General features: G+C 73.5%; 25 protein-coding genes. 6 read left to right on the top strand and 19 right to left on the bottom strand.

Translation table 11 applies throughout. The annotated features are described in order from the left end of the window. Window positions 1-30 precede the first annotated feature (30 nt). From ABZ898_RS09600 to hisI, 9 genes are all read right to left on the bottom strand, one after another. Window positions 31-807 carry a thioredoxin domain-containing protein gene (locus ABZ898_RS09600; protein WP_361654908.1) on the bottom strand — a complete coding sequence of 259 codons (777 nt, stop codon included), beginning with the start codon at window positions 805-807 and terminating at the stop codon, window positions 31-33. Window positions 808-888: 81 nt separating this feature from the next. Next, complete coding sequence (gene trpA / locus ABZ898_RS09605; RefSeq protein ID WP_361654910.1) at window positions 889-1,707, bottom strand: tryptophan synthase subunit alpha; 819 nt, start codon at window positions 1,705-1,707, stop codon at window positions 889-891. Continuing rightward, window positions 1,704-2,990, bottom strand: coding sequence for a tryptophan synthase subunit beta (trpB, locus tag ABZ898_RS09610; protein WP_361654913.1), 1,287 nt, complete (start codon window positions 2,988-2,990; stop codon window positions 1,704-1,706). The genes trpA and trpB overlap by 4 nt, the downstream gene beginning before the upstream one ends. 303 nt (window positions 2,991-3,293) lie before the next feature. Beyond that, the gene (trpC, locus tag ABZ898_RS09615) at window positions 3,294-4,103 is read right to left on the bottom strand and encodes an indole-3-glycerol phosphate synthase TrpC (protein WP_361654916.1); all 810 of its coding nucleotides are present in this window, start codon (window positions 4,101-4,103) and stop codon (window positions 3,294-3,296) included. 133 nt (window positions 4,104-4,236) lie between these two features. Beyond that, on the bottom strand, window positions 4,237-4,629 hold the full coding sequence (locus tag ABZ898_RS09620; RefSeq protein ID WP_361655531.1) for a DUF2752 domain-containing protein: 393 nt from the start codon (window positions 4,627-4,629) through the stop codon (window positions 4,237-4,239). Window positions 4,630-4,783: 154 nt separating this feature from the next. Beyond that, window positions 4,784-5,041, bottom strand: coding sequence for an HGxxPAAW family protein (locus tag ABZ898_RS09625; RefSeq protein WP_361654919.1), 258 nt, complete (start codon window positions 5,039-5,041; stop codon window positions 4,784-4,786). A gap of 169 nt (window positions 5,042-5,210) precedes the next feature. Beyond that, window positions 5,211-5,849 carry a TIGR02234 family membrane protein gene (locus tag ABZ898_RS09630; protein WP_361654922.1) on the bottom strand — a complete coding sequence of 213 codons (639 nt, stop codon included), beginning with the start codon at window positions 5,847-5,849 and terminating at the stop codon, window positions 5,211-5,213. A gap of 49 nt (window positions 5,850-5,898) precedes the next feature. Further along, window positions 5,899-7,380, bottom strand: coding sequence for an anthranilate synthase component I (locus ABZ898_RS09635; RefSeq protein ID WP_361655534.1), 1,482 nt, complete (start codon window positions 7,378-7,380; stop codon window positions 5,899-5,901). 5 nt (window positions 7,381-7,385) lie between these two features. Further along, the gene (gene hisI / locus ABZ898_RS09640) at window positions 7,386-7,766 is read right to left on the bottom strand and encodes a phosphoribosyl-AMP cyclohydrolase (protein ID WP_361654924.1); all 381 of its coding nucleotides are present in this window, start codon (window positions 7,764-7,766) and stop codon (window positions 7,386-7,388) included. An 82-nt stretch (window positions 7,767-7,848) separates the two neighbouring features. Here hisI and ABZ898_RS09645 point away from each other — a divergent pair, with 82 nt between their 5' ends. Then, on the top strand, window positions 7,849-8,484 hold the full coding sequence (locus ABZ898_RS09645) for a TIGR03085 family metal-binding protein (protein WP_361654927.1): 636 nt from the start codon (window positions 7,849-7,851) through the stop codon (window positions 8,482-8,484). 56 nt (window positions 8,485-8,540) lie between these two features. After that, entirely contained in the window at window positions 8,541-8,939 is a 399-nt protein-coding gene (locus tag ABZ898_RS09650) for a VOC family protein (protein WP_361654930.1), read from the top strand. Between the two features lie 4 nt (window positions 8,940-8,943). Here ABZ898_RS09650 and ABZ898_RS09655 read toward each other — a convergent pair whose 3' ends face one another. From ABZ898_RS09655 to hisD, 9 genes are read right to left on the bottom strand one after another with little or no spacing between them, the layout of a single operon-like run. Continuing rightward, window positions 8,944-10,179 carry an MFS transporter gene (locus ABZ898_RS09655; RefSeq protein ID WP_361655537.1) on the bottom strand — a complete coding sequence of 412 codons (1,236 nt, stop codon included), beginning with the start codon at window positions 10,177-10,179 and terminating at the stop codon, window positions 8,944-8,946. A gap of 25 nt (window positions 10,180-10,204) precedes the next feature. Then, entirely contained in the window at window positions 10,205-10,963 is a 759-nt protein-coding gene (hisF, locus tag ABZ898_RS09660; protein WP_361654932.1) for an imidazole glycerol phosphate synthase subunit HisF, read from the bottom strand. Then, complete coding sequence (locus ABZ898_RS09665; RefSeq protein ID WP_361654935.1) at window positions 10,960-11,355, bottom strand: RidA family protein; 396 nt, start codon at window positions 11,353-11,355, stop codon at window positions 10,960-10,962. The genes hisF and ABZ898_RS09665 overlap by 4 nt, the downstream gene beginning before the upstream one ends. After that, window positions 11,352-12,077, bottom strand: a complete 726-nt coding sequence (gene priA / locus ABZ898_RS09670; RefSeq protein ID WP_361654938.1) for a bifunctional 1-(5-phosphoribosyl)-5-((5-phosphoribosylamino)methylideneamino)imidazole-4-carboxamide isomerase/phosphoribosylanthranilate isomerase PriA — start codon at window positions 12,075-12,077, stop codon at window positions 11,352-11,354. Before priA ends, ABZ898_RS09665 begins: the two co-directional genes overlap by 4 nt. Before the next feature lie 4 nt (window positions 12,078-12,081). Beyond that, window positions 12,082-12,729, bottom strand: coding sequence for an imidazole glycerol phosphate synthase subunit HisH (gene hisH, locus ABZ898_RS09675; protein ID WP_361654941.1), 648 nt, complete (start codon window positions 12,727-12,729; stop codon window positions 12,082-12,084). Continuing rightward, a complete protein-coding gene (locus tag ABZ898_RS09680; protein WP_030810044.1) occupies window positions 12,720-12,884 on the bottom strand; it encodes a hypothetical protein in 165 nt (54 codons plus the stop codon). The genes hisH and ABZ898_RS09680 overlap by 10 nt, the downstream gene beginning before the upstream one ends. Window positions 12,885-12,889: 5 nt before the next feature. Beyond that, window positions 12,890-13,483 carry an imidazoleglycerol-phosphate dehydratase HisB gene (gene hisB, locus ABZ898_RS09685; protein ID WP_361654944.1) on the bottom strand — a complete coding sequence of 198 codons (594 nt, stop codon included), beginning with the start codon at window positions 13,481-13,483 and terminating at the stop codon, window positions 12,890-12,892. After that, on the bottom strand, window positions 13,480-14,586 hold the full coding sequence (locus tag ABZ898_RS09690; RefSeq protein WP_361654947.1) for a histidinol-phosphate transaminase: 1,107 nt from the start codon (window positions 14,584-14,586) through the stop codon (window positions 13,480-13,482). The genes hisB and ABZ898_RS09690 overlap by 4 nt, the downstream gene beginning before the upstream one ends. Beyond that, entirely contained in the window at window positions 14,583-15,908 is a 1,326-nt protein-coding gene (gene hisD / locus ABZ898_RS09695) for a histidinol dehydrogenase (RefSeq protein ID WP_361654950.1), read from the bottom strand. Before hisD ends, ABZ898_RS09690 begins: the two co-directional genes overlap by 4 nt. Before the next feature lie 233 nt (window positions 15,909-16,141). On the opposite strand from hisD, the gene ABZ898_RS09700 reads away from it, so the two are divergent. From ABZ898_RS09700 to ybaK, 4 genes are all read left to right on the top strand, one after another. After that, window positions 16,142-17,725, top strand: coding sequence for an oxidoreductase (locus ABZ898_RS09700; protein WP_361654953.1), 1,584 nt, complete (start codon window positions 16,142-16,144; stop codon window positions 17,723-17,725). A 171-nt stretch (window positions 17,726-17,896) separates the two neighbouring features. Continuing rightward, a complete protein-coding gene (locus ABZ898_RS09705; protein ID WP_361654956.1) occupies window positions 17,897-18,913 on the top strand; it encodes a hypothetical protein in 1,017 nt (338 codons plus the stop codon). A 308-nt stretch (window positions 18,914-19,221) separates the two neighbouring features. Next, window positions 19,222-19,959, top strand: a complete 738-nt coding sequence (locus tag ABZ898_RS09710; protein WP_361654959.1) for an LON peptidase substrate-binding domain-containing protein — start codon at window positions 19,222-19,224, stop codon at window positions 19,957-19,959. Window positions 19,960-19,982: 23 nt separating this feature from the next. Then, window positions 19,983-20,492: a Cys-tRNA(Pro) deacylase gene (gene ybaK / locus ABZ898_RS09715; protein ID WP_361654961.1), complete on the top strand. Its 510-nt coding sequence runs from the start codon at window positions 19,983-19,985 to the stop codon at window positions 20,490-20,492. A 4-nt stretch (window positions 20,493-20,496) separates the two neighbouring features. Here the strand turns inward: ybaK and ABZ898_RS09720 are convergent, their stop codons facing one another. Further along, on the bottom strand, window positions 20,497-21,174 hold the full coding sequence (locus tag ABZ898_RS09720) for an AAA family ATPase (protein ID WP_361654964.1): 678 nt from the start codon (window positions 21,172-21,174) through the stop codon (window positions 20,497-20,499). Window positions 21,175-21,194 lie beyond the last annotated feature (20 nt).

Genomic DNA, 21,194 nt, shown 5'->3' on the forward strand with positions numbered 1-21,194 from the left:
GGTCCATAACGGGAGGGTGAGAAAAGCCCCTCATCCGCGGTCGGCGCTCTCCACCATCTCCTTGAGCTTCTCGGGCGTCATGGACTGGTCCTGGTAGATGTTCTTGCCGCCGAACAGCACGGTCGGCGTGCCGCCGAAGCCGCCGGAGGCGAACGCCTGCTGCGAGCGGTCCACCCAGCTGTTGTGGGTGCCGTCCTTCACACAGGAGCGGAAGGCGGGTGTGTCGAGACCCTCGACCTTGCCCGCGAGGTCGATCAGCTTGCCGTTGTCGGCGAAGGCGTCGTCGGTCTCCGGGGGCTGGTTGGCGAACAGCACGTCGTGGTACTCGCGGAACTTCCCGGCGTCCTGGGCGCAGGCGGCCGCGTTGGCCGAGTGCAGCGAGCCGGTGCCGCCCATGTTCCCGTCGATCAGGCGGACCAGGTGGTACTCGACCCGGAGCTTGCCCGCGTCGGTCAGCTCGTGCAGCGTGGAGCGGTACCGCGTCTCGAAGGACTGGCAGGCGGGGCAGCGGAAGTCCTCCCAGACGGTGAGCGTGGACTTGGCGCCCTCCTTGCCGACCGGGACGGCGAGGCTGTCCTTGCCCTGCGCGCCGGAGGGTGCCACGACCGGACCCGCGCTCTTGCCGCCCTTGTCCTTGCCCGCGTTGGCCGCGACGACCCCGATCACCGCCGCGAGACCGAGGACGCCCACGACACTGACGCCGACGATCAGCGCGCGCCGGCGCTTGTCCGCGGACTTCTGCTTCTCGCGCTCGGCGGCCAGGCGCTGGCGGGCGTTGCGCTTTCCGTCACGGTTCTTCTCGCTCACACCCCCAGAACGAACCGGGGAGGCGCATTGCGCCTCCCCGGCCTGAGGTCCACCCGTTCGAGTGATCGACGGCGACGCGGGTCAGGCGCCCCGGCGCACGCCCTTCGCCAGGTCGGCGGCGAGCGCGCGCACCGCGTCGACCCCGGCGGCCTCGTCGGGGGCGTCCAGCATCCGCTTCACGAAGGCGGAGCCGACGATGACACCGTCGGCGAAGGCGGCCACCTCGGCGGCCTGGGCGGCGTCGGAGACGCCGAGGCCGACGCAGACGGGCAGATCGGAGCGGGTGGCGCGGGTGCGCGTCACCAGGTCCTCGGCCTGCGCGCCGACGGACTCACGGGTGCCGGTGACGCCCATCAGCGAGGCCGCGTAGACGAAGCCGCTGCCCGCCGCGGTGATCTCGGCGAGCCGGGCGTCCCGGCTGCTGGGGGCGACCACGAAGACGGTGGCCAGACCGTGCTTCTCGGCGTGCTCGCGCCACAGCCCGGCCTCCTGCACCGGCAGGTCGGGCAGGATGCAGCCCGCGCCGCCCGCCTCGGCCAGCTCGGCGGTGAACCGCTCGACGCCGTAGCGGTCGATGGGGTTCCAGTACGTCATCACGAGCACCGGCTTTCCGGTGGCCGCGTGGGCCTCGCGGACCGTGCGCATGACGTCGGCGATGCGGACGCCGCCGCGCAGGGCGATGTCGTCGGCGGTCTGGATGACCGGGCCGTCGAGCACCGGGTCGCTGTGCGGGAGGCCGACCTCGACGACGTCGGCGCCGCCGTCGAAGGCGGCCTTGATCGCCTCGATGCCGCCGTCCACGGTCGGGAACCCGGCCGGGAGGTAGGCGATGAGCGCGGCGCGGTCCTCGGCCTTCGCGGCGGCGAGGGTGTCCGACAGCAGGTTGATGTTGCCGCTCACTTGGCGTCCCCCTCGATCTCGGCGGTGTGGGCCTCGTCGGCCGCTACCTCGGCGTCGGTGTCGTAGAGCCCGAAGTACCGGGCCGCGGTGTCCATGTCCTTGTCGCCGCGTCCGGAGAGGTTGACGACGATCAGCCCGTCCGGGCCCAGCTCCTTGCCGACCTCCAGGGCGCCGGCCAGCGCGTGGGCGCTCTCGATGGCCGGGATGATGCCCTCGGTGCGCGACAGCAGGCGCAGCGCCTGCATGGCGGCGTCGTCGGTGACCGCGCGGTACTCGCCCCGGCCGGAGTCCTTGAGGTAGGAGTGCTCGGGGCCGATGCCCGGGTAGTCCAGACCGGCCGAGATCGAGTACGGCTCGGTGATCTGGCCCTCGTCGTCCTGGAGGACGTAGGAGCGGGAGCCGTGCAGGATGCCGGGCTCGCCAGCGGTCAGGGTGGCCGCGTGCTCTCCGGTGTCGATGCCGTGTCCGGCGGGCTCGCAGCCGATCAGGCGCACGTCCGCGTCGGGGATGAAGGCGTGGAAGAGGCCGATGGCGTTGGAGCCGCCGCCGACGCAGGCGATGGCGGCGTCCGGCAGGCGTCCGGCGCGCTCCAGGATCTGGCGGCGGGCCTCGACGCCGATGACGCGGTGGAAGTCGCGGACCATCGCCGGGAAGGGGTGGGGTCCGGCGACCGTGCCGAAGAGGTAGTGGGTGCGGTCGACGTTGGCGACCCAGTCGCGGAACGCCTCGTTGATGGCGTCCTTCAGGGTGCGGCTGCCGGACTTCACGGCCACGACCTCGGCGCCGAGCATGCGCATCCGGGCCACGTTCAGGGCCTGGCGCTCGGTGTCGATCTCGCCCATGTAGATAGTGCAGTCGAGGCCGAACAGGGCGCAGGCGGTGGCGGTGGCGACGCCGTGCTGGCCGGCGCCGGTCTCCGCGATGACGCGGGTCTTGCCCATGCGCTTGGTGAGCAGGGCCTGGCCGAGCACGTTGTTGATCTTGTGCGAGCCGGTGTGGTTGAGGTCCTCGCGCTTGAGGAACACGCGGGCTCCGCCGGCCTCGGCGGCGAAACGGGGGACTTCGGTGAGCGAACTCGGCCGGCCCGTGTAGTTGACCATGAGGTCGTTCAGTTCGCGGGCGAACTCCGGGTCCGCCTTGGCCTTGTCGTACTCGACGGCGACCTCGTCCACGGCGGCGACGAGGGCCTCCGGGATGAACTTGCCGCCGAAGGCGCCGAAGTAGCCCTGAACGGTGGGGACTTGGCCCTCCGGGTCAGGGAAGAAGTAGTTGCTGCTGGGCATGCCGGTACCTCACGGTGAGTGCGTGTGAAAAGACACTGTTCGCCGTGGGGGCGGGGATCGTTACGTGACCGCGGGCCGTTCGTGGCTGGTCGCGCAGTTCCCCGCGCCCCTGCAGGTCGGCCGCTGCCATCGTCTGCCGTTCACTTGCCCGGGCTCCGCCCCGATGTGGTACCTCACCCTGCGGCCGTGGACCCGGCGGGCCGGGGCTCGGCAGCCACGGGGACGGCAGCCGCGCGCGAGGCGGGCGTGGCGGTCCACGGTGGCGGTCAGGGTGAGGGTCACGGGGTCAAGCCTACCGGGGGATCAGCCGCGGCCGTGCCGCAGTGCGGGGTGCTCGCCCGCGGCCACCAGGTCGGCCACCGCCGTCTTGGGGTCGCGGCCGGTGACCAGGGACTCGCCGACCAGGACGGCGTCGGCGCCCGCGTTGGCGTAGGCGATCAGGTCGTGCGGGCCGCGCACGCCGGACTCCGCGACCTTGACCAGCTCGTCGGGGATCTCCGGGGCGATCCGCTCGAAGGTGCCCCGGTCGACCTCCAGGGTCTTCAGGTTGCGGGCGTTGACGCCGATGATCCTGGCACCCGCGTCCACGGCGCGCTCGATCTCGTCCTCGTCGTGCACCTCGACCAGCGGGGTCAGGCCGATGGAGACGGCACGCTCGATCAGCGACTCCAGCGCGGGCTGCTCCAGGGCGGCGACGATCAGCAGCGCGAGGTCGGCGCCGTACGCGCGTGCCTCCCACAGCTGGTAGGAGGTGACGATGAAGTCCTTGCGCAGCACCGGGATGTCGACGCGGGCGCGGACGGCCTCCAGGTCGGCCAGCGAGCCGCCGAAGCGGCGCTGCTCGGTGAGGACGGAGATGACGGCGGCGCCGCCTGCCTCGTAGTCGGCGGCGAGGGCGGCCGGGTCGGCGATGGCGGCCAGCGCGCCCTTGGACGGGCTGGAGCGCTTGACCTCGCAGATGACCTTGACGCCGTCGCCCTTGAGGGCGGCGACGCCGTCCTTCGCGGGCGGGGCCGCGGCCGCGCGCTCCTTGAGCTCGTCGAGGCTGACGCGGGCCTGCCGTTCCGCGAGGTCGGCCCGGACTCCGTCGATGATCTCGTCGAGCACGCTCACGCGAGCGGCCCCCTTTCAGCCGTTGGTCTGGGGCGGGTTCGAAAACCCATGGTCACTGCGATGGTATCCGCCGGACGTGCCAGGGCTCGCATCCGGCGGCCGGCGGTCCCATTACCTGGACACTCACTGTTGATCAAGGACGGATCAAGCCACCGAAGGGCAGGTTCCGGACGACGGTGAAGAGCAGCAGGGCACCACCGGCCACCCACAGCGGCGTGCGGCCCAGGACGAGCCGCATCGGGCGGCCGCGGGCGGCGCGTACCGCCCAGACCGTCCACACCACGGCGAAGGCGAGGTAGGCGGCGACCCCGGCCGCGTTGTCGTGCAGGGCGCCCAGGAGGTCGCCGTGGACGAAGGCGTGCGCGCTGCGCAGTCCGCCGCAGCCGGGGCAGTACAGCCCGGTGAGGGCGTACAGCGGGCAGACCGGGTAGTGGCCGGGCTGGTTGGGGTCGACGGCGCCGACGTAGGCGAAGGCTCCGGCCACGCCCGCGAGCGCCCCGGCCGGACCGGCCAGGCGCCGCCACAGCGGGGCCTCCTGGGCCGGGACGGGCGGGGAGAGGGGCGGGAGGGCACCGCTGTCGGCATTCACCCTGGCATTGTGCCGTGGGCCCCCGCGGGACGCGCGAAGGGCGCCCCGGGGCCGTCCGTACGGCTCCGGGGCGCCCTGTCGGCGGTTCGGCTCAGCTTTCGGCGCCGACCGGCTCACGGGTGGCCGCGGTGGCGGGGAGCACCGGGGCGGCGCTCGCCTTCGGCATGCCGAGGCCCATGGAGCGCATGACCCAGCCCACGACGCCGCCGAGGGCCACGATCACCATGCCGGCCCAGAAGCCGAGGGGCTGGGCCATCACGATGAAGGCGCCCGAGACGCAGAAACCGATGAACGCGATGATGACACCGGTCCAGGCGGCCGGGGTGTGACCGTGGCTGCTGCCCGCCATGACTTGCTCCTCGTTGCTGTGTACGTGTCGTAGTACAGGTCGTACGTGCCGTACGGTTCCGAGCCCGCCCGTCACTGTCCGAGCCGGTCGTTCGCCGTCCATTGTCCCGTACGCGCCCGCGCGATCGACGCGGGGGTGGCAGTCTGATAGGCCACACCCGCGCGCGGGTTCAGGCTCCGGTGGGGTCCTCGCCCCGGTCCAGGGCCTTCCAGATCTCCTCGGGGCGCTCCGGATCGGCCGGGCGGGGGGTGCGCCGGGGGCGGTCGGTGCCGCGCTCGTAGCGTCCGGACATGGCGGGCCAGCGCGGCCCGTAGCGCAGGGCGAGGAGTCCGGCGAGCAGGATCAGCACTCCCCCGGCCGCCGCCGCGTAGGGCCAGCCGGTGTGGCTGAGCGCCTGCACGGTGGCCGAGGTGTCGCCGGTGGCCTCGGCGGCCTTCTCCTCCAGCGCGGAGCCGTCCGCGACCCCGGCGAGGGCGGCGGCGACGATACCGGCGCCGGAGAGCGTGAGCAGGGCGGCGACGGCGAACCGGCCGGCCCGGCGCACCGCGAAGACGGCGACGAGCGCGGCCAGCCCCACGACGGCGAGGGCGGCGGGGACGCCGGTGACGTCGCTGCCCTTGGCCGTCAGCGGGAAGGCGCCTCCGGCGACCGTCGCGGTCCCCTCGGACCACTGCTGCCGGGTCGCCAGCAGCGCCACGGCCGCGCCGAGGGCGCCGAAGAGCAGGGCGGCGGCCAGGCTGCGGCGGCCGGAGCGGGCGGGCGCGGCGGCTTCGGAACGGGGGTGCGGTACGGCAGTCACGTACTCCACTATCGCCTGAACCCGCCACGAAGCGTCATCCGGGGTTGCCGCGAACGGGTCACACCGTGCCCAGCCGGTTGGCGGTGTGCACGGCGCGCAGCACGGCCGCCGCCTTGTTGCGGCACTCCTGGTCCTCGGCGACCGGGTCGGAGTCCGCGACGATCCCCGCGCCGGCCTGCACGTACGCCGTGCCGTCGCGCAGCAGGGCGGTGCGGATGGCGATGGCGGTGTCGGAGTCGCCCGCGAAGTCGAGGTAGCCGACGCAGCCGCCGTACAGGCCGCGCCGGGAGGGTTCGAGTTCGTCGATGATCTGCATCGCGCGGGGCTTGGGGGCGCCGGAGAGGGTGCCCGCCGGGAAGCAGGCGGTGAGCACGTCGAAGGCGGTACGGCCGTCGCTGACCTCACCGGTGACGGTGGACACGATGTGCATGACGTGCGAGTAGCGCTCGATCGACATGAAGTCGACGACCTCCACCGAGCCCGGCCGGCAGACCCGGCCGAGGTCGTTGCGGCCGAGGTCGACCAGCATCAGGTGCTCGGCGCGCTCCTTGGGGTCGGCCATCAGCTCGTCGGCGAGGGCCTGGTCCTCCTGCGGGGTGGCGCCCCGGTGCCGGGTGCCGGCGATGGGGTGCACCATGGCGCGCCCGTCCTCGACCTTGACCAGCGCCTCGGGCGAGGAGCCGACCACGTCGAACCCCTCGAACCGGAACAGGTACATGTAGGGCGAGGGGTTGGTGGCACGCAGCACCCGGTACACGTCCAGGGCGCTCGCGGTGCACGGCGTCTCGAAGCGCTGGGAGGGGACGACCTGGAACGCCTCGCCCGCGCGGATGCGCTCCTTGACGTCCTCGACGGCCTCGCGGAAGTCGGGGCCGCCCCACAGCGCGGTGTACTCGGGCAGTTCGGAGGGCGGCAGGACGGCCGGGGGCTGGGCGACCGGGCGGGCCAGGTCGGCCTCCATGGCGTCGAGCCGGGCGACGGCGTCGGCGTACGCCTCGTCCACGCCGGTGTCGAGGTCGTTGTGGTTGATCGCGTTGGCGATCAGCAGGACCGAGCCCTCCCAGTGGTCCATCACCGCGAGGTCGCTGGTGAGGAGCATGGTCAGCTCGGGCAGGTTCAGGTCGTCGCGCTCGCCGGGGCCGATCTTCTCCAGGCGGCGGACGATGTCGTAGCCGAGGTAGCCGACCATGCCGCCGGTGAAGGGCGGCAGGCCCTCCTGGTGGGGGGTGTGCAGGGCCTGGAGGGTGGCGCGCAGCGCGGCGAGCGGGTCGCCGTCGGTGGGGACGCCGACCGGCGGGGTGCCGAGCCAGTGGGCCTCGCCGTCGTGGGTGGTGAGGGTGCCCGTCGAGTGGACGCCGACGAAGGAGTACCGGGACCAGGAGCGGCCGTTCTCGGCGGACTCCAGCAGGAAGGTGCCGGGGCGCTCGGCGGCGAGCTTGCGGTAGAGGGCGACGGGGGTGTCGCCGTCGGCGAGGAGCTTGCGGGTGACCGGGATGACACGCCGGTCGGCGGCGAGCTTGCGGAAGGTGTCCAGGTCCATGGCGCTCACTGGCCCTCGCCCTTCAGCAGCACGTCGGCGTCGAAGCAGGTCCGGTCGCCGGTGTGGCAGGCGGCGCCGGTCTGGTCGACCTTGACCAGCAGGGTGTCGGCGTCGCAGTCCAGCGCGACCGACTTCACGGCCTGGACGTGGCCGGAGGTGTCGCCCTTGACCCAGTACTCCTGGCGGCTGCGGGACCAGTACGTGCAGCGGCCGGTGGTCAGGGTGCGGTGCAGCGCCTCGTCGTCCATCCAGCCGAGCATCAGCACCTCGCCGGTGTCGTACTGCTGGGCCACGGCGGGGACGAGTCCGTCCGGGTCGCGCTTGAGGCGGGCGGCGATCTCGGGGTCGAGGCCGCTGGGACGGGGGCTGCCGGTCGTACGGGTCATGGGTGCCATTGTGCCGTGCGGCGTCCCGGGACAGGTCCGCGTCCGCTGCGTGGTCCCCGGGTGTGGTCGTAGGCTTGAGGCCATGTCGACCTTCGCCAAGCGTGAACGGCTCCTGCTCGCCGACCTCTTGGAAACCGCCGGCCCGGACGCACCCACTCTGTGCGAGGGCTGGACGGCACGTGATCTGGCCGCGCACGTGGTGGTGCGCGAACGGCGCCCGGACGCGGCGGCCGGGATGCTCGCCAAGCCGCTGGCCTCCCGGCTGGAACGCGTGATGGACGAGTTCGCGGCCCGGCCCTACGACGAACTGATCCGGCTGATCCGCACCGGCCCGCCGAAGTTCTCCCCGTTCCGGCTGAAGCAGGTGGACGAGGCGGCGAACACGGTCGAGTTCTACATCCACACCGAGGACGTGCGCCGGGCCGGGCCCGAGTGGAGCCCGCGCGAACTGGACCCGGTCTTCCAGGACGTGCTGTGGTCCCGGCTGGAGCGCACGGCCCGGCTGTCCGGGCGGCACGCGCCGACCGGTCTGGTGCTGCGCCGCCCGGACGGCCGCACGGTGGTCGCGCACCGCGGCACGCCGGTGGTCACGGCGACCGGCGAGCCGTCCGAGCTGCTGATGTTCGCCTACGGGCGGCAGGACGCGGCCAAGGTGGCGCTGGAGGGCGACGCGGACGCGATCGCCGCCCTGCACGACTGCCGGGAATTGGGTCTCTGACCCCGGCCGCCGGCACCTGTCTCCGACCCCTGCCTTTGACCCCTCGGGGAGCCGTCATGATCAAGGTAGCCATGACCGGGGTGTACGTGGACGACGTGGCGAGGGCGCACGCCTTCTACACGGAGGTGCTGGGCTTCGAGACCCGGCTGCACGTGGATCTCGGTGACGGCGTGCTGTTCGTGACGGTCGGGGCGGCCGGGGGTGCCCAGCCGGACCTCCAGTTGCTGCTGGAGCCCGGCGAGGGCCCCATCGCGGAGCCGTACCGCACGGCTCTGTACGAGGCGGGCCTGCCGACCATCGTGTTCGAGGTGGACGACATGCGGGCGGAGTACGAGCGGCTGCGCGCCGCCGGTGTCCGGTTCACCCATCCCCCGCAGGCGCAGGGGCCGGTGCTGGCGGCCGTGTTCGACGACACGGTCGGCAATCTGGTCCAGCTCACCCAGCGGCTGCGCTGACCGTTCAGGCGGGCAGTTCGGCCCGCCTGAGGTGGGGGAAGCACAGCATGACGACCCCGCCGAGCCCGCACACCGCGGCGCAGGCCGCGAACACCGGGCCGAGCCCGAAGGCGCCGATCGCGGCGGCCGCGAAGGGCATGCTGAGCGGGGCGAGTCCGAGGCTGACCAGACTGGCGACGGCGGTGATCCGGCCCAGGTAGGCGGGGTCGGCCTGGGTCTGGAGCAGGGCGCCGCACATCGCTCCGCTGAGTCCGGCGAGCAGCCCGATCAGCAGAGCCACGGCGACGGCTCCGGCGAGCCGGGGGACCTGGGCGAGGGCGGCGATGGCGACGGCCCCGGCGAGGATCGAGCAGGCGGCGGTGAGCCCGGCGCGCGGGACGCGGCCGCGCACGGCGAGCAGCAGCGACACGGCGCCCGCGCCGACGCCGAACCCGGCGAGCACCCAGCCCATGCCGGCCGAGCCCCAGCCGCGCCGGTCGGCGAGCAGGGTGAGGCCGACGTTGAGCGGGCCGACGAAGCCGAAGTCGCCGAGGGCGATGGCGAGCATCAGCGGGCCGAGGACGCGGTGGCGGCGGATGTGACGCAGTCCGTCCGCGAGGTCGGCCCAGGCGGTGCCCGCCTCCCGGGCGGCCTCGCCGCCGGGCAGCGGCCGCAGCCGCACCGTGATCAGCAGGGGCAGCGAGAGCGCGATGAGCAGTCCGGCGAGCCCGAACGCGGCGGCCGCGCCGCCCACCGCCACGCCGAGCCCGCCGAGCGGGGCGCCGACGACTCCGGCGATCCGGATGGCGAGGCCGCGCAGGCCCTGGACCCGGGCGAGCTGGCCGGGCGCGGTGATCCGGGCCGGGAGCGCGCCGACGGCCGGCATGAAGACGGCGTCGACGGTGCCGAAGACCAGGGCGAGCGCGGCGAGCGGCCACAGTCCGGGGGTGGTGAGGAACAGCAGCGCGGCGACGGCGAGCACGGCCGCGCACCGCACGGCGTCGCTGCCGATGACCACGCGGCGCGGCCCGAACCGGTCGGCGATGACCCCGCCGCCGAGCAGCAGCAGGGCGCGGGGCACCGCGCTGGCCGCCATCACGGCACCGGCCTCGGAGGGGCTGCCGGCCCGCACCGCGGCCCAGGACAGCGCGATGTAGTAGACGTTGTCGCCGAGCATGGACGCGGTGTAGGCGCCCAGCCAGCGCAGGACGTTGGGGTCACGATGAGCCGCCCGGCCGCCTGTCGGGGCGGCCGGGCGTATCCCGGTGTCGGTGGCGGGGGTCGGTTCAGACACGGACCGGGTGGCCCGCCTCGCGCAGGGTCTGCTTGACCTCGCCGATGCGCAGGTCGCCGAAGTGGAAGACGGAGGCCGCGAGCACCGCGTCCGCGCCCGCGTCGACGGCGGGCGCGAAGTGGGAGAGCGCGCCCGCGCCGCCCGAGGCGATCACCGGGACGGAGACGTGCCCGCGGACGGCCGCGAGCATGTCGAGGTCGTAGCCGTCCTTGGTGCCGTCGGCGTCCATCGAGTTGAGCAGGATCTCGCCCGCGCCCAGCTCGGCGGCCCGGTGCGCCCATTCGACCGCGTCGATGCCGGTGCCCTTGCGGCCGCCGTGCGTGGTGACCTCGAAGGAGCCGGACGGGGTGCGCCGGGCGTCCACCGAGAGAACCAGCACCTGGCTGCCGAACCGCTCCGCGATCTCCCGGATGAGCTCGGGGCGCGCGATGGCGGCGGTGTTGACGCCCACCTTGTCGGCGCCCGCGCGAAGGAGCTTGTCGACGTCCTCGGCGGTGCGGACGCCGCCGCCGACGGTGAGCGGGATGAAGACCTGCTCGGCGGTGCGGCGCACCACGTCGTAGGTGGTCTCCCGGTCGCCGGAGGAGGCGGTGATGTCCAGGAAGGTCAGCTCGTCGGCGCCCTCGGCGTCGTAGACCTTGGCCATCTCCACCGGGTCGCCGGCGTCACGCAGGTTCTGGAAGTTGACGCCCTTGACGACCCGGCCATTGTCCACGTCCAGGCAGGGGATGACTCGTACGGCCAGGGTCATGCGGACACTCCTCGGAACGCCTCCACCTCGATCTCGACGACCAGGCTGGGGTCCACGAAACCGGAGACGATGATCATCGACGCGGCGGGCCGGACGGTGTCGAACAGCTCCTTGTGGGCGCGCCCGACCTCCTCCACGTCGCGTGCGTGGGTGATGTACATACGGGTGCGCACCACGTCGTCGCGGCCGAGGCCCACCTGCTCCAGCGCGCCCAGCGCGACGTTGAAGGCGTTCACGGCCTGCTCGTACGGGCCGCCCCCGGCGATCTGCCCGTCCACGACGGAGGTGCAGCCGGAGACCAGGACCAGCCCGTTCGGCAGCTCCACGGCGCGGGAGTAGCCGAACTGCTCCTCCCAGGGGGCCCCGGTGCTCACCCGGCGTACGTCGCTCACCGGGACACCGCCGCGAGGGCCTCTTCGAGGGTGAACGCCTCGGCGTACAGGGCCTTGCCGACGATGGCGCCCTCGACGCCGAGCGGCACCAGCTCGGCGATGGCGCGCAGGTCGTCCAGCGAGGAGACGCCGCCGGAGGCGACGACCGGACGGTCGGTGGCGGCGCAGACGTTCTTCAGCAGCTCCAGGTTGGGGCCCTGGAGGGTGCCGTCCTTGGCGATGTCGGTGACGACGTAGCGGGAGCAGCCCTCGCGGTCCAGGCGGGCGAGGGTCTCGTAGAGGTCGCCGCCGTCGCGGGTCCAGCCGCGGCCGCGCAGGGTGGTGCCGCGTACGTCGAGGCCGACCGCGATCTTGTCGCCGTGCTCGGCGATGACCTTGGCGACCCACTCGGGAGTCTCCAGGGCGGCGGTGCCGAGGTTGACGCGGGTGCAGCCGGTGGCGAGGGCGGCGGCGAGGGTGTCGTCGTCGCGGATGCCGCCGGACAGTTCCACCTTGATGTCCATGGCCTTCGCGACCTCGGAGATCAGCGCCCGGTTGTCGCCGGTGCCGAACGCGGCGTCGAGGTCGACCAGATGCAGCCACTCGGCGCCCGCGCGCTGCCAGGCGAGGGCCGCCTCCAGCGGGGAGCCGTAGGAGGTCTCGGAGCCGGACTCGCCGTGCACGAGGCGGACGGCCTGGCCGTCGCGGACGTCGACGGCGGGGAGCAGTTCGAGCTTGGCCATGGTCTTAGAGGGTTCCGATCCAGTTGGTGAGGAGCTGGGCACCGGCGTCGCCGGACTTCTCGGGGTGGAACTGGGTGGCGGACAGGGCGCCGTTCTCGACGGCGGCGACGAACGGCCCGCCGTAGGTCGACCAGGTCACCGCGGGCGGGGTCATGGCCGCGTTGAGCTGGTCGAAGTCCCAGTCCTGCACCGCGTAGGAGTGCACGAAGTAGAAGCGGTCGGACGGGTCCAGGCCCGCGAACAGCTTCGAGTCGGCCGGGGCGTCGACGGTGTTCCAGCCCATGTGGGGCACGACGTCGGCCTTGAGCGGGCCGACCGTGCCGGGCCACTCGTCCAGGCCCTCGGTCTGCACGCCGTGCTCGATGCCGCGGGCGAACAGGATCTGCATGCCGACGCAGATGCCGAGCACCGGGCGTCCGCCGGCCAGGCGCCGGTCGACGACCCAGTCGCCGCGGGCCTCGCGCAGGCCGGTCATGCAGGCGGCGAACGCGCCGACGCCCGGCACCAGCAGGCCGTCGGCGTTCATCGCCTTGTCGAAGTCGCGGGTGATCTCCACCTCGGCGCCCACGCGGGCCAGCGCGCGCTCGGCGGAACGGACGTTGCCGAAGCCGTAGTCGAAGACCACGACCTTCTTCACGTCGCTCAACTCCACACCCCCAGCCTCATGACGCCCGCGACCAGGCACATGGCCGCGCCGATGGAGACGAGCACGATCAGGCTGGTGGGCATCTTCTGCTTGACGAAGGAGATGATGCCGCCGACCAGGAAGAGGCCGACGACGATCAGGATGGTGGACAGACCGGTCATGGGATTTACAGCGCGCCCTTCGTGGAGGGGAGGATGCCGGCCGCGCGCGGGTCGTGCTCGCTGGCGTAGCGCAGGGCGCGGGCGAGGGCCTTGAACTGGCACTCCACGATGTGGTGCGCGTTGCGCCCGTAGGGCACGTGCACGTGCAGCGCGATCTGCGCCTGGGCGACGAAGGACTCCAGGATGTGCCGGGTCATCGTGGTGTCGTACTCGCCGATCATCGGCGCCATCTTCTCGGGCTCGGTGTGCACGAGGTAGGGGCGGCCGGAGAGGTCGACGGTGACCTGGGCGAGCGACTCGTCCAGCGGGACCGTGCAGTTGCCGAAGCGGTAGATGCCCACCTTGTCGCCGAGCGCCTGCTTGAAGGCGGCGCCGAGCGCGAGGGCGGTGTCCTCGATGGTGTGGTGGGTGTCGATGTGCAGGTCGCCGTCGGTCTTGACGGTGAGGTCGAACAGACCGTGGCGGCCGAGCTGGTCGAGCATGTGGTCGTAGAAGCCGACGCCGGTGGCGATGTCGGTCTTGCCGGTGCCGTCGAGGTCGATCTCGACGAGGACCGAGGTCTCCTTGGTGGTGCGCTGCACGCGTCCTGTGCGGCTCATGCGTCAAGCTCCTTCTTCAAGTCCCGTACCGCGTCGAGGAACGCGTCGTTCTCTTCGGGGGTTCCGGCGGACACCCGCAGCCATCCGGGCACGCCGTTGTCCCGGACCAGCACCCCCTGGTCGAGGATGCGGCGCCAGGCGCCGTGGGTGTCCTCGAAGCGGCCGAACTGCACGAAGTTGGCGTCCGACTCGGTCACCTCGTAGCCGATGGCCCGCAGTTCGGTGACGAGGCGGTCCCGCTCGGCCTTGAGCTGCTCGACGTAGCCGAGCAGCGTGTCGGTGTGCTCCAGCGCGGCCAGCGCGGTGGCCTGGGTGACGGCGCTGAGGTGGTAGGGCAGCCGGACCAGCTGGACGGCGTCCACCACGGCGGGGTCGGCGGCCAGGTAGCCGAGGCGGAGTCCGGCGGCGCCGAACGCCTTGGACATGGTCCGCGAGATCACCAGGCGGGGCCGGCCCGCCAGCAGGGGCAGCAGGGACTCGCCGTGGCTGAACTCGATGTACGCCTCGTCCACGACCACCATGGAGGGCTTCGCCGCCTGCGCGGCCTCGTACAGCGCGAGGACGGTCTCGGGCGGGACGGCGTTGCCGGTGGGGTTGTTGGGGGTGGTGATGAAGACGACGTCGGGCCGGTGCTCGGCGATGGCGCGCTCGGCGGCGGCCGGGTCGATGGTGAAGTCCTCGCCGCGCGGCCCGGAGATCCAGCCGGTGCCGGTGCCGCGCGCGATCAGCGCGTGCATCGAGTACGACGGCTCGAAGCCGATCGCGGTGCGGCCGGGGCCGCCGAAGGTCTGCAGGAGCTGCTGGATGACCTCGTTGGAGCCGTTGGCCGCCCAGACGTTCTCCACGCCGAGCGGGTGGTGCCCGGTCGTGGTGAGGTACCTGGCCAGCTCGGTACGGAGCTGGACCGCGTCCCGGTCGGGGTAGCGGTTCAGGTTCCGGGCCGCCTCGCGCACCCGCTCCGCGATCCGCTCGACCAGCGGCTCGGGCAGGGGGTAGGGGTTCTCGTTGGTGTTCAGCCGGACGGGGACGTCCAACTGGGGCGCGCCGTAGGGGGACTTGCCGCGCAGCTCGTCCCGTACGGGGAGATCGTCGATGCCGGTCACTTGGTCTCGGGTACCTTCCAGCCGAACCGGGCCTTGATCGCCGCGCCGTGCGCGGGCAGGTCCTCCGCCTCCGCGAGGGTGACCACGTGGTGGGCGACCTCGGCGAGCGCGTCCTCGGTGTAGTCGACGATGTGGATGCCGCGCAGGAAGGACTGCACGGACAGGCCGGAGGAGTGGCAGGCGCAGCCGCCGGTGGGCAGCACGTGGTTGGACCCGGCCGCGTAGTCCCCCAGGGAGACGGGCGCCCAGGGGCCGATGAAGACCGCGCCCGCGTTGCGCACCCGGTCGGCGACGGCGGCCGCGTCGCGGGTCTGGATCTCCAGGTGCTCGGCGCCGTAGGCGTCGACCACCCGCAGGCCCTCCTCGACGCCGTCCACGAGGACGATCGCGGACTGCTGCCCGTTCAGCGCGGGCACGATCCGGTCGTCGATGTGCTTGGTCGCGGCGACCTGCGTCTTCAGCTCGGCCTCGACCGCGTCGGCCAGGGCGGCCGAGTCGGTGACGAGGACGGCGGCGGCCAGCGGGTCGTGCTCGGCCTGGCTGATCAGGTCGGAGGCGACGTGCACCGGGTCGGCGGTCTCGTCGGCGAGGACGGCGATCTCGGTCGGGCCGGCCTCGGCGTCGATGCCGATCTTGCCGGTGAAGTAGCGCTTGGCGGCGGCGACCCAGATGTTGCCGGGGCCGGTGACCATGTTGGCGGGCGGGCAGGACTCGGTGCCGTGGGCGAACATCGCCACGGCGGTGGCGCCGCCGGCCGCGTACACCTCGTCCACGCCGAGCAGGGCGCAGGCGGCGAGGATCGTCGGGTGCGGCAGGCCGCCGAACGCGGCCTGCGCCGGGGAGGCGAGCGCGACGGACTCGACCCCGGCCTCCTGCGCGGGCACCACGTTCATGATCACGGAGGAGGGGTACACCGAGCGGCCGCCGGGCGCGTACAGCCCGACCCGGTCGACGGGCACCCACTTCTCGGTCACGCTGCCGCCGGGCACGACCTGGGTGGTGTGGGTGGTGCGGCGCTGGGCGCGGTGGACCAGGCGGGCCCGGCGGATGGACTCCTCCAGGGCGGCCCGCACGTCCGGGTCGAGGTTCTCGAGCGCGTCGGTGAGCGCCTGAGCCGGGACACGGACGGATTCCAGCCGTACGCCGTCGAACTTCTCGGCGAAGTCGATCAGTGCCGCGTCGCCACGATGATGCACGGCCTCGCAGATCGGACGCACCTTCTCCAGGGCGGCCGAGACGTCGAAGTCGGCTCGGGGCAGCAGGTCGCGCAGGGCGGGGCCCTCGGGGAGGGCGTCGCCGCGCAGATCGATTCGGGAGATCACAGTCCCAATTCTCTCAGACCGGCGCCGGGCCCCGTCCGCGCGTATCAATGGCTGATACAGAACGTGGGACAAGCGCTGCGACAGAGCGTGGCCGGAACCCGCGAATTCACCCTCACGTTGTGTGTCGAACCCGTCACTCACCGGGCATGAGCCGGGGAACGACGTGTGGGACGGACGTGGGCGGCGGGCCCGGCGGTGACGCCGGTGGCCCGGCTCGCGGGAGAGGAGCCCCGGTGACCGAGGCACTGGCGGTGGGTCCGGGCGCGGAGGAACTGCCGGACGATCTGACCCCGGCCGAGGCGGGCATGTGGCAGGCGTTCCGCAACGGCAGTGTGTACGACCTGAGCAGCGGCGAGGCGGCCGTGGACGATCCGCACGGCGGCGTCCCCTGGGGCCCGGAGCGCAGCGTGCGGGCGCGGGTGGTGTGCTGGCTGCTGCTGGACGGCCCGCCGGCGCTGGCGGGCCGGGTCTCCTCGCTGAAGCTGACCGGGGTGCGGATCACGGGCACGGTGGACCTGGCGGGCGGCACCGTCACGCCGTACGTGGAGCTGAGAGGCTGCCGCTTCGACGAGGAGGTGCGGGTGCCGGAGGCGCATTTCACCACCGTGCGCCTGGTGGACTGCGCGGTGCCCCGGCTGGAGGCGGCCCGGGTGCACACCGAGGGCGATCTGCACCTGGCGCGCTGCCGCTTCCGTACCGGCGTCCGGCTGACCGACGCGCGGATCGGCACCGACCTGATGCTCAACCAGGCCGTGGCGCACCGGGACCGCGGCGGCCGCTCGATCGCGGCGGACGGCATGACGGTCGGCCAGGACCTCCAGGCGGAGATGCTGGAGTCGTACGGCGAGCTGCGGCTGCGCGGCGCCCAGGTCGGGGTGTCGCTGAGCCTGCGCGGGGCCCGGCTGTCCAACCCGTACGCCCGCCTCGCGCTGAACGCCCCGCAGCTCACCGTGGAACGGACCCTGTATCTGACCCCGGCCGCGGTGGGCAGTCCGCTGCTGAGCGGGACGACCCCGGCGCGCGGGACGCGGGTGCAGCGGTTCGAGTGCCGGGGCGGGATGCGGCTGGACGACGGCCGGTTCGGGGACGCGGTGGACCTGGAGGGGGCGCGGTTCGTGCTCACCGACGACCAGGAGCTGTCGCTGCGCCGGGTGCAGACGCCGGAGCTGCGCTTCCTCGCGGACCGGCCGCCCTCGGGCCGGGTGGTGCTGTCCGGCGCCCGCACGGTCAACCTGGTGGACCACGCGGGCAGCTGGCCGGAGCCGGGGAACCTCCAGATGAGCGGTTTCGCGTACGAGAACCTGGTCCCGCGCGGCCCGTTCCCGCTGGCACACCGGCTGGACTGGGTGGCGGCGGCGACCGCCGAGTACCACCCGGAGCCGTACGAGCGGCTGGCGGCCGTGCTGCGCGCGGCCGGGGAGGACGAGGACGCCCGCGAGGTGCTGCTCGCCAAGTGCCGCAGGCGCCGCGAGACCCTGCCCCCGGCGCTCAAGCTGTGGGGGTACGCGCAGGACTGGACGGTCGCCTACGGCTACCGGCCGGGCCGGGCGGCGGTGTGGATGGCGGTGCTGTGGGCGGCGGGCACGCTCGCGTTCGCGCAGGCCGACCCGCCGCCCGCGCACCTCTCGGACCGCCCTGCGTGGAGCCCGGCGCTGCTCACGCTGGACCTGCTGCTGCCGGTGATCGACCTGGGACAGCTGGACCAGTGGCGGCTGCGCGGGGCGTGGCCGTGGCTGGCGGCGGTGCTGATCATCCTGGGCTGGGTGCTGGCGACGGCGGTGGCGGCGGGGGCCACGCGACTGCTGCGGCGCAGCTGACGCCCGGGGCGGGTGCGGCGGGCGGGGCCGCGTGACGGCCGGGACGGGTGGGCCGGCGGGTGCCTGACAATAGTTGAAAAGACACCTTTTTACGGTTCCTTGACCCTGGACCGCACAACCTTCCACAAGTTGCCCGAACCCTCTGGCGCGGGCGCGACCTGCGGTCTTTCAATGGTCGACACCATGCTTTCGCTGCCGGCGTTTTTCCGCCCCACCCGGAACGCACGACGCGCCTCGCGCCCGATGTCCCCCGCACCGGCCGACGACGTCGTCCTCGACGCGCCCGACGACCGCCTCTCCCCCGCGCTGGTGGCGGCCGGGCGGGGCGAGTTCGCGGCCGCCGCCGCCCTGCTCGCGGCCACCCGCACGGCGGCCCAGTGGGAGGAACGCGACGTCCACGCCACCCGGCTCGCCGCCTTCGCCCGCTCACGCCCCGAGTGGTTCGAGGCATGGCGCGCGGCCGACCCCGGCGACCCCGGCGTCCTGCTCGTCGGCGCCCAGCTCGCCGTGGACCGCGCCTGGCCCTCGCCGGGCCGCGCCGAGCTGCTGCGCGAGGTCAGCCCGCAGATCACGGCCGCCGCCCGCGCCGACGACCGCGACCCGGTGCCCTGGCGGATCGCCCTGGACCACGCGCGCGGCTCCCGGGCCGGCCACCGCTACTTCGAGGAGCTGTGGGAGGCGGCCGTGCGCCGCTCCCCGCACCACTACGGCTGCCATGTGGCCGCGCTGCGCTACCTGGCCACCTTCTGGCACGGCTCGCACGGCGAGTGCTTCGACTTCGCCGAGCCGGCCGCCCAGGACGCGCCGCCCGGCTCACTGGTCCAGGCGCTGCCGCTGCGGGCCGCGTTCGGCTATCTGACGGACGCCTGCGGCCCCGAGGTGCCCCGCGCCCGGCTGCACGCGGCGGCCGACCGCGCGGTCGCCCTGTCCGCCCGCTTCCCGGCGGCCGACCCCCGCACCGCCGAGGTCCGCAACAAGCTCCTCTACGTCCTGCTGCGCCTGGAGCGCCAGGAGGAGGCCCGTGCCCAGCTCGCGCTGATCGGCCCGTACGCCACCTCCTTCCCCTGGAACCGGGTGTCCGAGGACCCGCTCGGCCACTTCCTGCGGCTGCGCGACGCCCTCCTGGCCGGCGCCCCGGCGCCCGCCCTGGCCGCCCTGCTCCCGACCCCGCCGCGCCCGCACTCCTAGGGCCTGTCTTCCGGATCTTGCCGGGGTCGCGGGCCCTGGCACGCACGTCTGCCGCGTTGTCGTCGGTTGCCGACGCTCCGCGTCGACGCCCTCCTCCGCCTTGCAGCCGCACGCACCAGACCCCGCTCGGGTCGGCCCGAAGGCACCGTCGGCCCGAGCCGGCCTGATCCGGAAGAAAGGCCTTAGGCCGTGTCCGCGAGCCGGGCGCCACTTCGCGGACCCGGCCTGGGCCCGCCGCGGCAAGATCGGCAACGCGGGCGCTGGCGCCGCGGACACTCCCGCGGGCACGACCATTAGGCTGGGGCGTCGTGACCACCGCCCGCCTGCCTCTCTTCCCGCTGAACACGGCGCTGTTCCCGGGACTCGTCCTGCCGCTGAACGTCTTCGAGGAGCGCTATCGCGCCATGATGCGCGAGCTGCTGAAGACCCCAGAGGACGAGCCCCGCCGGTTCGTCGTCGTGGCGATCCGCGACGGCCATCAGGTGGCGCCGAGCGCCACAGGTCTGCCGGACCCCGACGCCGGGACCGAGGAGGGCCCGGCCGGCGGCTTCGGCCCCGACCCGCTCAAGGCGCTGCACCGGGTGGCCTGCGTGGCGGACGCCGCGACCATCCGGGAGCGCACCGACGGCACCTTCGAGGTGCTGTGCACCGGCACCACCCGGGTCCGGCTGCTCTCGGTCGACGGCTCGGGCTCGTTCCTGACCGCCGAGGTGGAGGAGCTGGAGGAGGAGCCGGGCGACGAGGCGGGCGCGCTCGCCGAGGGCGTGCTGCGCTCGTTCCGCCAGTACCAGAAGCGGCTGGCGGGCGCCCACGAGAGCTCCATCTCCGACGCCGACCTGCCGGACGAACCCAGCGTCGTCTCCTACCTGGTGGCGGCCGCGATGGTGCTGGACACCCCCACCAAGCAGCGCCTGCTCCAGGCCCCGGACACCGCCTCGCGGCTGCGGGACGAGCTGAAACTGCTTCGCTCGGAGACCGCGATCATCCGTAGTCTGCCCTCACTGCCCGCGTTCGAGCTGACCCGGGCACGCACCAGTCTGAACTGAGGGAACCGAGGCCGACACCCGCGATGGCGAAGAAGTCCAAGAAGCAGCAGACGGCAGGAGCGGGCGGCACGCCCGCCACGGTGGCGCTCACCGCGGCGGGGGTGGCCCACACGGTCCACTCCTACGAGCACGACCCCGCCCACCCCTCCTTCGGCGAGGAGGCGGCCGAGGCGATGGGCGTCTCCCCCGACCGGGTCTTCAAGACCCTGGTCGCCGACGTGGACGGCACGCTGACCGTCGCCGTGGTCCCGGTCTCCGGCACGCTGGACCTCAAGGCGCTGGCCGCGGCCGTCGGCGGCAAGCGGGCGGCGATGGCCGACCCCGCGCTCGCCGAGCGCACCACCGGCTATGTGCGCGGCGGCATCTCCCCGCTGGGCCAGCGCAAGAGGCTCCCCACGGTGCTCGACGAGTCGGCCGGGGCGCACCCCACGATCTGCGTCTCGGCGGGCCGGCGCGGCCTGGAGGTCGAGGTCGCCCCCGCCGACCTGGCCACGCTGACCAAGGCCGTGACGGCGCCCATCGGGCGCCCCTGAGGGATCAGGCCGACGGCGTGCCGTAGGGGCCCTGCGGTTCGTGCCCGTAGGGACCCTGCTCGTACGGGTCGGGGTCGCGCGGGCCGAAGAGGGCCGTCAGGCCGAGGTGGACCAGGAGCGCGCCCAGCGGCCAGGCCAGCAGGGCGCCCTTGGCGCCGAGGCGGAGCGGGGCGGGGAAGGTGACGCCCGCGCCGACCGCCTTGGCGTGCGCGATGACGTCCGGGTCCGGGCCCAGCCACACCCCGAGCCGCCAGGCCAGCAGCGAGCCGAGCAGGCCGCCGACGCCGAGGCCCACCACCAGCGGCACGCCCCCGCGCCGCCGCAGCAGGAAGACCAGGGCCGCGCTGATCAGGCCGAAGGCCAGGCCCAGCAGGGCGAAGGTGCCGTCCACCCCGGCCGCCTGCTCGCCCTCGGTGTCCTTGAGGTAGACCACCCAGCTCCGGTCGGTCTCCTCGCCGACGAGCGGCACGTGCGGGGCCAGCCACCACCACAGCAGCCCGAGCAGCACACCGGAGAGCGCCACCGCGACCGCCACGACGACGCCTTCGCGCACTTCTGTCTTCATACCGGGGCCGTCCTGTTCGTACGGGTCCGCGACCGGGGTTCCGCCCGAGGGGCCCTGCCCGAGCTGATGCGCGAAGTCGTCGTGCGGCGGCGGTGGCGGAGTCAGCGGTGCGGTCACCCTGACATCGTGCCAGGTCG

Origin of the sequence: Streptomyces sp. NPDC046860, from assembly GCF_040645115.1 — a bacterium.
GTDB lineage: Bacteria > Actinomycetota > Actinomycetes > Streptomycetales > Streptomycetaceae > Streptomyces.

Excerpts from the sequence above, each read along its gene's own strand:
- trpB (WP_361654913.1), bottom strand. The coding sequence starts at position 2,990 with ATGCCCAGCAGCAACTACTTCTTCCCTGACCCGGAGGGCCAAGTCCCC.
- ABZ898_RS09625 (WP_361654919.1), bottom strand. The coding sequence starts at position 5,041 with ATGGCGGGCAGCAGCCACGGTCACACCCCGGCCGCCTGGACCGGTGTC.
- ABZ898_RS09635 (WP_361655534.1), bottom strand. The coding sequence starts at position 7,380 with ATGGACCTGGACACCTTCCGCAAGCTCGCCGCCGACCGGCGTGTCATC.
- hisI (WP_361654924.1), bottom strand. The coding sequence starts at position 7,766 with ATGACCCGTACGACCGGCAGCCCCCGTCCCAGCGGCCTCGACCCCGAG.
- ABZ898_RS09645 (WP_361654927.1), top strand. The coding sequence starts at position 7,849 with ATGTCGACCTTCGCCAAGCGTGAACGGCTCCTGCTCGCCGACCTCTTG.
- ABZ898_RS09650 (WP_361654930.1), top strand. The coding sequence starts at position 8,541 with ATGATCAAGGTAGCCATGACCGGGGTGTACGTGGACGACGTGGCGAGG.
- hisF (WP_361654932.1), bottom strand. The coding sequence starts at position 10,963 with ATGACCCTGGCCGTACGAGTCATCCCCTGCCTGGACGTGGACAATGGC.
- priA (WP_361654938.1), bottom strand. The coding sequence starts at position 12,077 with ATGGCCAAGCTCGAACTGCTCCCCGCCGTCGACGTCCGCGACGGCCAG.
- ABZ898_RS09680 (WP_030810044.1), bottom strand. The coding sequence starts at position 12,884 with ATGACCGGTCTGTCCACCATCCTGATCGTCGTCGGCCTCTTCCTGGTC.
- hisB (WP_361654944.1), bottom strand. The coding sequence starts at position 13,483 with ATGAGCCGCACAGGACGCGTGCAGCGCACCACCAAGGAGACCTCGGTC.
- ABZ898_RS09705 (WP_361654956.1), top strand. The coding sequence starts at position 17,897 with ATGGTCGACACCATGCTTTCGCTGCCGGCGTTTTTCCGCCCCACCCGG.
- ybaK (WP_361654961.1), top strand. The coding sequence starts at position 19,983 with ATGGCGAAGAAGTCCAAGAAGCAGCAGACGGCAGGAGCGGGCGGCACG.